Source organism: Acinetobacter harbinensis (genome assembly GCF_000816495.1).
In the GTDB taxonomy this organism is placed as follows: domain Bacteria; phylum Pseudomonadota; class Gammaproteobacteria; order Pseudomonadales; family Moraxellaceae; genus Acinetobacter; species Acinetobacter harbinensis.
The window spans coordinates 1,801,279-1,815,089 of record NZ_JXBK01000001.1; the positions used below are offsets into that span (position 1 = coordinate 1,801,279).

13 protein-coding genes are annotated in these 13,811 nt (G+C 40.6%); 4 read left to right on the top strand and 9 right to left on the bottom strand.

All coding sequences use genetic code 11. The features are described 5' to 3' along the window. Positions 1 to 277: 277 nt before the first annotated feature. The 7 genes from SE27_RS08420 to SE27_RS08450 form a co-directional block, all read right to left on the bottom strand. The gene (locus tag SE27_RS08420; RefSeq protein WP_039622541.1) at positions 278 to 715 is read right to left on the bottom strand and encodes a 2-amino-4-hydroxy-6-hydroxymethyldihydropteridine diphosphokinase; all 438 of its coding nucleotides are present in this window, start codon (positions 713 to 715) and stop codon (positions 278 to 280) included. Beyond that, positions 672 to 1,052: a dihydroneopterin aldolase gene (gene folB, locus SE27_RS08425; protein WP_039622543.1), complete on the bottom strand. Its 381-nt coding sequence runs from the start codon at positions 1,050 to 1,052 to the stop codon at positions 672 to 674. The genes SE27_RS08420 and folB overlap by 44 nt, the downstream gene beginning before the upstream one ends. A 162-nt stretch (positions 1,053 to 1,214) precedes the next feature. Then, positions 1,215 to 2,513 (bottom strand): ABC1 kinase family protein, encoded by a 1,299-nt coding sequence (locus tag SE27_RS08430; RefSeq protein WP_039622545.1) that lies wholly within the window; start codon positions 2,511 to 2,513, stop codon positions 1,215 to 1,217. A gap of 58 nt (positions 2,514 to 2,571) precedes the next feature. Further along, the gene (locus tag SE27_RS08435; RefSeq protein ID WP_039622548.1) at positions 2,572 to 3,345 is read right to left on the bottom strand and encodes a HesA/MoeB/ThiF family protein; all 774 of its coding nucleotides are present in this window, start codon (positions 3,343 to 3,345) and stop codon (positions 2,572 to 2,574) included. Positions 3,346 to 3,895: 550 nt separating this feature from the next. Next, positions 3,896 to 5,542: an AMP-binding protein gene (locus SE27_RS08440; RefSeq protein ID WP_039622549.1), complete on the bottom strand. Its 1,647-nt coding sequence runs from the start codon at positions 5,540 to 5,542 to the stop codon at positions 3,896 to 3,898. A 241-nt stretch (positions 5,543 to 5,783) separates the two neighbouring features. Further along, complete coding sequence (locus SE27_RS08445; protein WP_039622551.1) at positions 5,784 to 6,920, bottom strand: acyl-CoA dehydrogenase family protein; 1,137 nt, start codon at positions 6,918 to 6,920, stop codon at positions 5,784 to 5,786. A gap of 218 nt (positions 6,921 to 7,138) precedes the next feature. Then, a complete protein-coding gene (locus SE27_RS08450; protein WP_039622553.1) occupies positions 7,139 to 7,909 on the bottom strand; it encodes a 3-hydroxyacyl-CoA dehydrogenase in 771 nt (256 codons plus the stop codon). Between the two features lie 166 nt (positions 7,910 to 8,075). Here SE27_RS08450 and SE27_RS08455 point away from each other — a divergent pair, with 166 nt between their 5' ends. Both SE27_RS08455 and SE27_RS08460 read left to right on the top strand, forming a co-directional pair. Then, entirely contained in the window at positions 8,076 to 9,095 is a 1,020-nt protein-coding gene (locus SE27_RS08455; protein ID WP_039622555.1) for an AraC family transcriptional regulator, read from the top strand. Positions 9,096 to 9,299: 204 nt separating this feature from the next. Continuing rightward, positions 9,300 to 9,653 (top strand): hypothetical protein, encoded by a 354-nt coding sequence (locus tag SE27_RS08460; RefSeq protein WP_039622557.1) that lies wholly within the window; start codon positions 9,300 to 9,302, stop codon positions 9,651 to 9,653. A 360-nt stretch (positions 9,654 to 10,013) separates the two neighbouring features. Here the strand turns inward: SE27_RS08460 and prmC are convergent, their stop codons facing one another. After that, complete coding sequence (prmC, locus tag SE27_RS08465) at positions 10,014 to 10,835, bottom strand: peptide chain release factor N(5)-glutamine methyltransferase (protein WP_039622560.1); 822 nt, start codon at positions 10,833 to 10,835, stop codon at positions 10,014 to 10,016. Further along, a complete protein-coding gene (prfA, locus tag SE27_RS08470; RefSeq protein ID WP_039622562.1) occupies positions 10,835 to 11,923 on the bottom strand; it encodes a peptide chain release factor 1 in 1,089 nt (362 codons plus the stop codon). Before prfA ends, prmC begins: the two co-directional genes overlap by 1 nt. Before the next feature lie 364 nt (positions 11,924 to 12,287). Here prfA and SE27_RS08475 point away from each other — a divergent pair, with 364 nt between their 5' ends. Both SE27_RS08475 and SE27_RS08480 read left to right on the top strand, forming a co-directional pair. After that, positions 12,288 to 12,719: a hypothetical protein gene (locus SE27_RS08475; RefSeq protein WP_039622563.1), complete on the top strand. Its 432-nt coding sequence runs from the start codon at positions 12,288 to 12,290 to the stop codon at positions 12,717 to 12,719. Positions 12,720 to 13,168: 449 nt separating this feature from the next. Beyond that, the gene (locus tag SE27_RS08480) at positions 13,169 to 13,660 is read left to right on the top strand and encodes a glycine zipper (RefSeq protein WP_039622565.1); all 492 of its coding nucleotides are present in this window, start codon (positions 13,169 to 13,171) and stop codon (positions 13,658 to 13,660) included. The last annotated feature ends 151 nt before the right edge of the window (positions 13,661 to 13,811 follow it).

The window sequence follows — 13,811 nt, forward strand, 5'->3', positions numbered from 1 at the left end:
AATTTAGCGATCTCACCTCTAAACCCATTAAAGGCATTTCCCTCACTCAGATCATTTTCTCAGCTCTATTATTTTGATTAAGTCATTGAATGGTTGATGTAAATTTTATGATTTTCAATAAAATTAGAATAATATTGTTTATTATCAGTTATATATAAAATATAAGTACATCTTGATGATTTTTCAAGCTAGTATTTTAATTGGTTATTATTATATTAAATTTAATCAATCTTTTGCTTAGGCTATTTTAAGCGTTAAATTTAAACCTCAACTTGATTTAACCCATATCAGGCACAATTGGAAACGGATGCTGAGCATGTGCAAATGCAGAATCTGGCCACAACTCATAGATGGGAATCTTCACGTCCAATGCTAGCGGCAACTTTTTAGCATTAAATTGCATCTGTTGTAGATCGCGGCCCCATGCAATTAGATCAATATCTAAAGAAATATGATGCGAAGGTCGCACTCGTCCCGCTGCTATTTCCATCTGTTTAAGGTCAGATAAAAGCGCATCTAAGGGAATTTTACTTTTTAATATACATGCCGCATTCCAATAGTCCTCTCCCACGCCATCGCGACACGGAATCAGATAAATATTGGAAAATTGTGCGACGCCCAAAGCTGAAATACAGTGAATTGCATGTTGAAAATGCTGTTTGGGTTGACAGTTACTGGCCAGAGCTAAGACGAATATCGTTTCGGTGGCGTTCAAGACGAATTCCTACAGAATTTGCTTGCGCGATAATGGCAGGCTTGCGGACAGTAATCATAATCGATTCAACCGCAGGAAAGGTAGTAAAAAGCGCATTCAGCACAAGCTTTGCCGCATTTTCAATCAGTTTAGGCTGTGCAGCTTGAATGACGTTTGCTGATATTTCGCAAATTTCGGCATAATTTAGAGTATGTTCTAGCTCATCTGAATTAGAGGCTTGCTCTAAACTGCTATGAATAATTAAATCAAGCATCAAAGGCTGAATAATTTGACGTTCCCAATTAAAACACCCCACCACTGTTTCAACCTTTAGCCCTTCAATGATGATTGCATCCATGATTTTTTCCAATATGCATGTAGATCAAGAAATTCTTTTTTAAGAAAAAATTTAAAGAAAATAGTGTGGTTTTTAACGATCTATGACTAAACAAAATGCTATCTTGGCTGCTTAAAAAAGAACTGAAAACACCTCTCTTTTAAGCACCAACAACTTAAACCATTAGCTTTTTAACAATGAACTTGAATCAAGTGTTTGTATCATCTGTAAACGCTGATCGGCATAGATATCCGTATACGGCGCCAAAATGCGCATAAAGCGATCGAAATACAACATTTGTTTAAACAACAAGGCAAAGTCGCGTGGGAAACGGATGCCATGACGCTCACCCACAGTCACCATATCCATCATGATGTGGTTTAAATCGGCTGGATTTGAGCTGAGGATTTCATGTGGGTCGGTCAGTAATACCCCACTAAATAGACGCTCTAAGTCAGCGGCCAATACTTGCGTATCAATTTTTTGATCGGTCATGCCCATTTTTAGCATATTTTCAGCCATGAGATGATAGTCCGTTCTTTGCAGCGCATCCATAAAGGCAATACTGGCCGTCCAAACTTGAGGGTTTAACTGCCCCACAATGCCAAAGTCGATAAATCCAATTCGACCATCTTCAAGCAGCATCAGATTACCGGCATGTAAATCGGCATGGAAGCTCTTACACATCATTAAGCTACCAAACCAAGTATTCATGGCAGTAATTAACACCTGCGATGGATCTTTAGAGACTTTTTTCACCACATCAAAGTCGGTTAATGGCACGCCATATAAACGCTGCATGGTTAAAACGCGGCGGGTAGAATGTTGATGATAAACTCTTGGCGCTGTGGCTTGATGATTTTGCGTAACATTCAGATAGTTTACGAAATCATCAATATTTTGTGCTTCTTCAATAAAATCAACTTCGCGCACCATACGAGTTTTAATTTCATCGACAATATCCGCCAGTGAGGCAAATTTTACTTTTGGCACGACTTTTTCTAAAACCTTGGTGGCCCAGTGCAAAACATTTAAGTCGGTGTACAAAATGGTTTCTACACCGGGTTTTTGTACTTTAATGACCACATCTTCACCGGTGACCAATTTGGCCGCATGCACTTGTGCGATAGATGCAGATGCCAAAGGTTTTTCGTCAATTGAGGCAAAAATTTCATCTAAATTTCTACCGGCAAATTCAGAGGCTAAAACACTCTGCACATAACTAAAAGGCAAAGAAGGGGTTTGATCTAAACAACCTTGAAACTCTTCGACATATTCACGTGGAAATAATGACGGCGTACTGGCAATAAATTGCCCAAGTTTAATATAAGTTGAGCCTAATGATTCAAAAGTTTCACGCATAAGCTTTGCGTTGCTGGGTTTTTCTGTGGCGTATTTAATGCCGGCTTTTGCTGCAATAAATGCAGTTTCGCCCACACGGCCCACTGAACGCAGGCCATCTAACCAGATATTGTTTTTCATAATGTCAGCTTAGAATTAAATTATAGCGAGTGTAGCAAAAAAATATTCTTTTGCAGGATTATCTTGCCTGACAGTTGGGACAATCTGTATCTTTTTCGAAAGCCACAATACGCTGTTTCAGCGTCAGACCATCCCATAACATGAGTTTTTGCTTCAGCGCAGTGTTGTTTAAGCCTAAATACAATAAGGCATGATGTGCCTGTAAACTGGCCATGACATTTGGCGTGGTGGCCAACACACCTGAATCTGCGCAGCGTAAACTTTCACTGGCGTGCTGTTGTTTGGGAAATAGGCATTCATAGCAAGCCGACTGCCCTTCAACCATCAACAATTGTCCCTGAAAACCAATGGCAGACGCACTAATTAAAGGCACATTAGCTTGTTTACAGATCTGATTGACCAAGTAACGCGTAGTGAAATTATCACAGCCATCCAACACCAAATCTTGACTGGCAATAAGCTGCTGGGCATTCTGTTGATCTAATTTTGATGTTTCTACCAGCACACGAATATGTGGATTAATCCGCTTTAAGCGTTTGGCCAGCACTTCAGCTTTATAAAAACCGATATCTTCTGCTACATAGGCAATTTGACGTTGTAAATTACTCATCTCAACGGTATCCGCATCAATTAAAGTAATTTGTCCAACGCCAGCGCGCGCCAATAATTCTGCACTGCTACAGCCAATTCCACCACAGCCCACAATTAAGATATTGGCAAGTTTAAGTTTTTCTTGCGCGTCTATATCCCAACCCTCAAGCAAAATTTGCCGAGAATACAGATGCATTTCATCATCACTTAACGCTAAGTTCATGTCGATTGAATGAGTCATGAGTTTATTCCACTTGCAGCATTACTGATTTAAAAGCTGGGCGAATTATAAAGCATATTGAGCGATTATTCTGTGCCGTTTAAAATCAGCAGCGGATAAAGGCACGGCTATATAAAGACTTCAACACCCGAGCTTATTTTATTTAAATTGTTGAAATTTGACAAATTTTTATTAAAACGTATACTAGGTGCAGTATTCAGTTGATAAATGAATATCTTAGTCTGCCATTGACTAGGCCTTTATCCACTTATAACAAATTCATTTTAATACGCATCAAATAAATGTGATGCCTGTTGAATGAAGAGTCTTTCCAAAGAATCAAGCTGCAAGCTGCCCCGTCGTGAGACGTTTTTTATGTTTGGAGTACAAAATATGTTCGTCGTTGTTAAACAATTAATCTGTAGACATCAATTTATTGAATATGAAACCAAGCATTTATATGTCGCAGAATGCTTAAAATGTGGTCTAACCTTCCCGCATTAAGAAAATCAATACTTTAAAAAAACCGTCATTAAGACGGTTTTTTTAAGCGATCGTTATTGAATGGCTGCTAACCGACCTTTTGAATGCCCTGCGCTTTAGCAATTTCTTGCTGTTTAAGCAAATTACGTTGAATTTTCCCACTTGAGGTTTTTGGCAACTCGCTGACAAACTCAATTTCCTTCGGATAAGCATGTTTAGATAAACGTGAGCGCACATAGTCTTGCAGTTTATGATTTAGCGCATCGGAAGCTGAAAATTGCGCTTTAAGCACCACAAATGCTTTTACCACTTCAGTACGCTCTGGATCCGGCTTACCAATCACTGCAGACTCAAGCACTTCTTCGCATTCAAGTAAGGTACTTTCCACATCAAAAGGCCCAACACGATAGCCTGACGTTGTAATGACATCGTCTGCACGTCCAATAAAGTCGATGCCACCGAATTCATTTAAACGTACCGTATCGCCAGTTAAATAATAATGCCCGACAAATGATTTACGATTATGTCCATCGTAGCCATTAAACCAAGCCAAAGGTGACTGAGCGTAATCAATGGCCAGCGTGCCAATACCACCCGCCTCTACTTCTTGATGGGCATGATTTAACACTGCAAAACGGTGCCCCGGAATGGCATAACCTGCCGAGCCAACTTTCTTTTCATGCGCTAAAGCATGATGATTGGCAATCACCATTCCCAACTCAGTTTGACCATATTGATCATAAATATTAACGTTTAAATCGTGGTTAAACCAATGAATCACTTCTGGGGTTAAAGGCTCACCGGCACTACTGACCACACGTAAATGTGCTTTGATTGAAGGATCGAATTTTTCTTTAAAGCCAAAGAACATACGAAAAGCTGTTGGTGAACCAGTTAAGTTACTGACTTTATATTTTTGAATAATTTGCACGGCGTTATCTACGCTAAATGCACGTTCATCCATAATAATGCTGTGACCTAAACTTAACGGTCCGGCAATACCATAATACAAACCATAGGCCCAACCGGGATCTGCCAAATTCCAGAAAGAATCCTCTGCACGTAAATCCACCGCATAGGTCATATAGCCCTTAAAGGCCAACAATGCTTTAAGTGGCACAGGAACGGATTTTGCTAAACCTGTGGTGCCTGAGGTGAACATCATTAAAAAATCATCTTCAAAGCTTGCCATCACGGATTCAAAGCTTGCAGATTGTAAGTTGATTTCCGTCCAAAAATCATCATCTTGCTGACTTAAGGTGTCTAATTCATGCACCGTTAAAACATGTTCTATAGCAAGATTATTCAGTTTTGATCGCTGCTCTTCATTGGTGACAATTAATTGCGTTCTTGCCGTATTAATACGATGTTCTATGGCCTTGGATTCAAAAGCGGTAAATAACGGCTGGTAGATTGCGCCCATACGCCATGTGGCTAAAATGGTAATGAGTAACTCTGGAGTACGGGGCAGTAAACCGGCAATGCAATCGCCGGCTTTTAAACCCAAGGAACTAAAATAATGCGCCAATTTACCCGATGCTTCTGCCAATTGTTCAAAGGTCCAAGTGGCGGATTGACCATTTTTACCTTGCCAAATTAAGGCGGTTTTATTTAAACCGACGTAACGCTGGCAACACTCCACATAGGCATTCACAGCACCAGATGAACCCACCAGTTGTTCACTTAAAAATCTCTCAAAATCAAACTCTTGATGTGCTTGTTGTAATGTTTTCATCCTGATCCACCTCTTATCCATTTTAATAATAAAGACATAGCTTTCAGTGGCTATGCACGTATGTCCTATTAATCTATTTTGATTGTTGTTGTGAGTTTAAATACACATTACTTGCGTATTTTTTAAGTCGAAATCCAGTTCTTTAGCTAGCTAAACATTATTAACGATGTGCGACAATTTCCATATCCATCAATATAAATGCCACTTTTGGACAAGCACGCAAAATCAAAGATTCGTCGCTTTAGGTTTTGGTCACTTCACGCGCAATCACCAACCGTTGGATGTCTGATGCACCTTCATAAATTTGGCTGACCCGAACATCACGGTAAATACGCTCTACAGGAAAATCTGATACATAGCCATAGCCGCCATGAATTTGAATCGCATCTGAACAGACGCGCTCCGCCATGATAGATGCAAAGAGTTTGGCCATAGAGGCTTCTTTTAAACAGGCAAAACCGGCATCTTTTAAAGTGGCCGCATGCAATACCAACTGACGCGCCGCTTCAATTTGAGTGGCCATATCCGCCAAACGAAATGCCACCGCTTGATGCTGCACAATTTCCACACCAAAGGCTTTACGTTGATTGGCATATTCTACCGCCGCATCAAAAGCGGCACGTGCCATCCCTACCGATTGTGCAGCAATACCAATTCGACCAGACTCTAAATTAGATAAAGCAATCTTGTAACCTTCACCTTCTTGACCGAGTAAATTTTCCGCTGGAATACGGCAATTATCAAAGATAATAGTGGCGGTATCTGAACAATGTTGCCCCATTTTTTCTTCTAAACGCGAAACAATATAGCCCTCAGTATCGGTCGGCACTAAAAAACACGAGATCCCTTTTTTACCTAACGTTTTATCCGTCACCGCAAAAACCAAAGCAATTTGCGCATTTTTGCCGGTGGTAATAAATTGCTTGATACCATTTAGCACCCACTCATCACCTTGACGTTCGGCCTTACACTCCAAGGCGCTGGCATCCGATCCGGTTTGCGGCTCGGTCAGACAGAAACAGCCCAGCCATTCACCTGTCGCCAATTTGGTTAAATAGCGCTGCTTTTGCTGCTCTGTTCCGTAGCGCTGGGTAATGCCACACGGCAGTGAGTTTTGTACACTAACAATAGTGGAAATCGCGCCATCTCCGGCCGCAATTTCCTCTAAAGCCAGCACCAACGAAACATAATCTAAGCCTGCACCGCCCCATTGCTCAGACACGGTCATACCCAAAGCACCCAGCGCACCCAATTCTTTTAGTTCTTCCGCCGGAAATTGGGCCGTTTTATCGCGTTGTGCGGCCGTCGGTTTCAGCTTGTTTTGTGAATAACTGCGCAGCATTTGCTGCACCATTTTTTGTTCGTCATTTAAAATCATTGAGCATCCCTTTTCAGATTCATTTTCTTATTCAATTTTTAAAGCGCACGCGCCTTTAAATCACCACAGGAATCAGATTTATTTTTTAAATCTGATTCCAAAAAGAATTTTAACTCCAAGACAGCAAATCATTTTTGCTACGCATGCATCAAGCAAAGACATCGCCACTGTTGTGTTTTCATCATATCCAAACCACATCAATACAGCCTGATTTTCAGTTACTTTGGTTGCATACGAATTGCACCATCTAAGCGGATCACTTCACCATTTAAATAGCTGTTTTCAAAAATATGCCCCACCAAATGCGCAAACTCTTCAGGTTTGGCTAAACGGGGTGGAAACGGCACCATTTGCCCCAGTGCATCTTGTACATTTTGTGGCATAGCTTGTAACATCGGGGTTTCCATAATGCCCGGCGCAATCGTCATCACCCGAATTGCCTCACGTGCCAGTTCGCGTGCCAGTGGCAATGTCATCGCCACCACAGCACCTTTAGAAGCCGCATAAGCTGTTTGTCCAATTTGGCCTTCAAATGCCGCAACTGAAGCAGTGTTGATAATCACGCCACGCTCTTCTTCGCCCGCTTGCAGCGCGTATTTGGCCATCAGGCTGACTGCAAAACGAATCATGTTAAATGTGCCACTTACATTAATATTTAAGACTTTTTGAAACAGCGTCAGCTCATGAATAGCATCACGTCCTAACACTTTGGCCGATGGTGCAATGCCAGCACAATTTACCAGCCCATTAAGCTGGCCATATTGCTGTTCAATATTTTCAAAAAACACTTTAACTGCATGCTCATCGGTCACATCTAATTGTACAAATAAAGCATCTGGCCCTAGACGCTGTTGCATTTTTAAACCCAGTTCTTGATTCATATCCACCAGAATCACTTTGGCATTTTGACCCGCCAAATAAGTGGCCGTGGCTGCACCTAGTCCTGATGCTGCACCGGTAATGACAAATACTTTCCCTTGAATTTTCATTTTATTTTCCTATTCATTTTTTTGAATAAACACACGACTTAAGATGCAGAGTAAATCCAGTTCAGCTAAAGTACAATTTCCAAATATGGCATCTGATCTGATGCTTTTGGACAATTGAATTTATCTTCATCAAGCATAGACATAAGATGAGCATGGACAGCAACACATGAGTGACGTAAATCTAGAGGACAGCAAAGGTACAATTTCAATCAGTCTAGTGCATGAAGCACTCTGCTCTGCACAGCAACGCGGCCTAAATATAGAGGCAATGTTGCTTAAAGCCGGCATTACGCTTGAGCTACTCCACTCAGCAAAGGCGCGTGTTTCTATTTCTCAATACGCACAGCTTTGGGTAGAAATTGCCGATGTCATGAATGATGAATTTTTTGGCATGGACAGTCATGCCATGCGCCGTGGTAGCTTTAAACTTTTATCTCAATCCGTGATGCAGGCAGAAACCTTAAAAAAAGCACTACAGCATATTTTACAATTTTTAAACTTACTGCTAGATGATTTTATCAGCCAGCTTTTTGTGCAAGAAAACTATGCTTATATCGTTATTTATGAGCAAAAACAGACCAAGAGAATGTTCAGTTATGCCACCTATTTAATGCTCATTCATGGCTTAATGTGTTGGCTGGCTGGACAAAGAATTTTAATTAAACAAATCCAATTAAAATGCGATGCGCCGCTAGATGATCAAGATTATAAAGTGCGTTTTTGCCAAGATATTCAATATAATTGTAGTGAAAATTATATTCAGTTTGATGCTAATTATTTAAATATTCAGATTAAACAAGATCAGCAATCTTGGTATCGATTTATTCAACAAACGCCACAGAACTTATTGGTTCGTTTTAAAAATCCGCATGCTGTGAGTTCACAAATACGTAAACATCTGATGAATGTTGCACCTACTGACTGGCTAGAACTCAATGAAATTGCGCAGCGCCTGAATATGTCCGATGCCACCATTCAAAGACGTCTAAAAAGTGAAGGTGTGAGTTATCAACAACTCAAAAATGATATCCGCCGTGATAGCGCTATTGAGTTTCTAACCAAAACCGAAAAAAGTTTACAAGACATTAGCGATGAACTGAGTTTTCACGATCCCAGCGCATTTCATCGTGCTTTTAAGAAGTGGACCGGTGTCAGTCCGGGTGCATATCGACAAAATAAGCTCTAGTGGACAGTTTATATTTACTCAACGCCATTGGTTGTTAATAACCACTCAGTTTTTGATTGCTTTAAAATTAAAATAATCCACTTATCTGAAGATATTTGCAAAATCCCTTAAAATAGGTTATTTTTCACTCAATTTAACAGCATACTTTTATGCTGCTCCTGCTGTACTCTCCCTGTGAAACCACCTGAGATTAAAGGTTCTATCATGCTTAAAATGATTGATGTACTAGAACACAATTTAGTGCAAAATTTCTCCCACTCTCTTAATACGCACAGCGCTCAATTTGATGTGCTATTTCGTGACGGCATTTTAAATGCTCCAGATAACGCACTTCAAAATACTGTCGCAAGATTTTTTGCACAAGAGGATGCGATTGCAACGGCGCAAGCACTTGATATTACGCTGGAGAATATTCAAAACTTACAATCCGGTCTGGCCTTAAAAGAGGCTACATCGCTTGCAGATACTGCAAAAATTGTAGCACTGTGTTTAGCGCTTGAAACCAATGCACTTGCGCAGCTTGAAATCCCTGATGCTTTACATGATTTTCCGATGTAAAAAAGAATCAATAAAAAACGACTTAACCAAGTCGTTTTTTTAAATCAATCTAAACACCAAGATTTAATGTGTAATGACAAAAGAATGACATTGTGGTTACATATGTATATTTTTGATGCTGATGGGCTCAAATAAACAACGATTGTAATAGCTATCATCTCTACGCTTACGGCATTGATACCAATTCTGTATCATCGCCCAGTTCAGTCAATCATGTTTAACATCAGTAAAAACCACAGCAAAAACCACAGCAAAAACCACAAAAAATAACGTCATTTCAAACACATTAAGCCATAAAAAAACCCTATTCATAAGAACAGGGATTTTTGATTTTAAAACATTTAAGGCATCTTCAGAAAATTAATTCTGCCACTGCCCTAATGTCACACGGTCATTGCCGCCATAATCTTTAACGGTATCAATCTTACGAAAACCAGCATTGGTAAAGATGGTTCGCACCGCATCCGCCTGATCATAACCATGCTCAATGACGATCCAACCTCGTGCTGCAAGCCATTTTTTACCTTGCTGCACAATAAATTCAATATCTGATAAACCATGCTTGTCTGCCACCAATGCACGTTTTGGCTCCGCTGCCAAATTCGACATATGCTTGTCTTCAGCATCAATATAAGGTGGATTAGAGGCAATCACATCAAAGAATTGATTACGCTCTAATGCTTTAAACCATGAACCACAGGCAAATTTTACCTGCGTTAAATCATGCTGTTCCGCATTAAAACGTGCCACTTCTAAAGTGGGCTGATAAATATCGGTGGCCGTAATTGCCCAATCTGGACGTTCACTGGCAAGCGATAAAGCAATTGCACCGGTGCCTGTGCCTAAATCCACAATGCGTGCATCCTCAGGCAAATCTAAACGTAATACCGTTTCCACCAACACTTCGGTATCTGGGCGCGGCACCAAGGTATCTTTGGTCACTTTTAAATCTAACGTCCAAAATGGCTGTGAACCTGTGACATACGCCAACGGTTCACCCGCTTCAATACGTGCCAAACTGGCCACATATTCTTGCTCTTGCTCTGGCGTTAATTCTTGCTTTAATTTCATCACCAAATCAAAAGAATCAATTTTAGTAATATGTTCGAGCAACCACGCATTTTCTTGGCGCTCATAACTTTCTGCTTCACCACGTAAGGCCAACGCCTGTGCAATATTCATTAACCACCATTCTGCTGTGCAAGCATCGCCAATTGATCCGCTTGATATTCACGATGTAAACTGTCTAATAATTCGGTTAAGTCGCCTTCCATCACCGCATCTAACTTATACAAGGTAAGATTAATACGATGATCGGTCATGCGGCCTTGTGGATAGTTATAAGTCCGAATACGCTCTGAACGATCGCCGGAACCAACTAAATCACGGCGCATCTCTGAAGTGGCTGCATCTACCGCAGCACGTTTGGCATTTTCTAAACGCGACACCAATAAAGCCATCGCTTTGGCTTTATTTTTATGTTGAGAACGTTCATCCTGACATTCAACCACAGTACCCGTGGGTAAATGGGTAATACGTACAGCGGAATCGGTCTTATTAATATGCTGACCACCAGCACCTGAAGCACGGTAAGTATCAATGCGCAGCTCAGATGAATTGATTTCAACCGAGGTATCGACATCTACTTCAGGTAAAATGGCCACGGTACATGCAGAGGTATGCACACGACCTTGCGATTCTGTTGCCGGCACACGCTGTACGCGGTGCGCGCCACTTTCAAATTTTAAACGACCATACACGCCTTCACCATTAATCAGGCAAATCACTTCTTTGTAGCCGCCATGTTCGCCATTATTTTCAGACAACACTTCTAAACGCCAACCTTGGGTTTCAGCGAATTTACTGTACATGCGATATAAATCACCGGAGAAGATCGCAGCTTCATCGCCACCGGTTCCAGCACGAATTTCCAAATAGGCAGAGTTGGCATCATTGGGATCTTTGGGAATCATTAAGATATTTAACGCAGCTTCAAGCTGAGCAATAATGGCTTTATTGTCCTTAATCTCTTCTTGTGCCATTTCTTTAAAGTCAGGATCAGACAGCATTGCTTCTGCCGTTTCGATGTCCTTTTCTGCTTGGGTATACTTTTTCCAAACGTCAGTTAATTCTGATAAGTCATTGTGCTCACGTGATAATTGACGAAAGCGTTTATTATCAGAAATGACTTCTATATCTGCAAGTAATGCATTTAATTCTTCATGACGGTCAGAAAGTTGATCTAATCGTAAACGTAACGATTCTTTCATGTTAAAAAATATCTCAGTACAAAGGCCATCTCTATGTCTAAATTGAACATAGATCAGCGAAAAAATTGTGCTTAGTGTAACGATTCTACGGCTTAAATGACATAGATATCGTAAGCACAGCACCGTTTATCCAAAAGCCATGACAGACAAATAAAGTGAATAATTCACTATTTGATTAGCCTTTGCTCAACAAATACATCTTTCATGCACTTTTCTCCATCGTGTTAAAAAAAACTTACAAAGCAATCACCAAACCACATAACTCTAGTAGATGATCTCCATATTGTTTGAAAATATTTTTGTTACATTCACCTCATCGAAATAATTTAATTATAACGTCTGTTTCTTGGACACGGAGTTAATCATGAAAATGAATGCATTGTTATTAAGCGCGACATTGGCTGTATCTTCTATGATGGCAGTGAGCGCACATGCCAACAATACTGCTCGTGTTGCAGCCACTTCGGCATTAGGTAGTGTTGCAGGAACAGCGCTAGGTAAACAAATGGGCGGTAATACCGGCGCAATGATTGGTTCAGCCATTGGTGGTGCAGGTGGTGCAGCTATTTCAGCCAACAAACGTGATCGTACAGGTGCTGCAATTGGTGGTGGTCTAGGCGGTGTTGGTGGTTATGCAGTCGGTAAAAATGTCGGCGGAACAACCGGTGGTTATGTCGGTTCTGCTTTAGGTGCTGCTGGTGGTTCTGTACTGGGTAAAAAAGTATCGCAAGATCGTCGTGCTGACCAACGTTCATACAAAAAACGCTCTAAAAAACATTATCGTCATTATCGTTAATTCCCAGTGAGTTAACTAAAATAATATAAGCACCTTCGGGTGCTTTTTTGATGCGCAGCAAATTCCCGTCATCAATTGATAATCGTACAGCTTCAGGCAATAGCTTTTATTGAATAAAAATATGCGTCATCTGTCCTGTCTATCCTAACCTCTTACCTGAGATGTGAAATTTCACTCTAGATCAAGCAAATGTGGCTTGGATTGGATTGATTATTTTGTATCCGCAGCGATTGATTGCTCTTGGTTCACTTTTTATTTTTATAGTTTTACCGATTGGCAATATGTGGATTATTGCTCTATGAAAATAACGTAATAGTTCGCATTTAGAAATTATGAATGAAATAAGCAGATAAAAAATACAGAGCGCTAACATCCTATCCATCTTCCTTTCGAAATTTTTCATTACATTAGAATGAAGACAAAATAACACCTTCGCAAAGGAGTGTACGATGAAATTTAATTCAATTCTTTTTGCTGCTGTCATAGCAACTTCAGCACTCGGCGCAACCACAACCTATGCAGGCAATAGCACCAATGTCGCTTTAACATCCGCTTTAGGTAGCGTTGTAGGTACAGCCATCGGTAAAAATATGGGCGGCAATACCGGTGCCATGATTGGTTCAGCCATCGGTGGCGCAGGCGGTGCTGCTGTTTCAGCCAATAAACGCGACCGTACTGGTGCAGCTATTGGTGGTGGTTTAGGTGGTGTGGGCGGTTATACCTTGGGCAAAAATGTAGCAGGTACTACCGGTGGCTATGTGGGTTCAGCTTTAGGTGCTGCAGGCGGTTCATTATTAGGTAAAAAGGTCAGCGAAGATCGTCGTTATAATGATGATGACTACGACAATGACGACCGTTATCGCTATAATAAAAAAGGCTATCGCAACAGTAAATATCGTTACAACGATCGCAATTACAGCGGCAATTATCGTCGTCGTTAAACCTATACCAATCAAAGATTCATTAAATTTAAAGCACTTTTGAGTGCTTTTTTAATGCCGATCAAATTATAAAAACACATAAAGACCTCAATATATCGAAAAAAAACGATATACAAAATCAATCCATCGTCGTATGCTATTAGTTAACTCT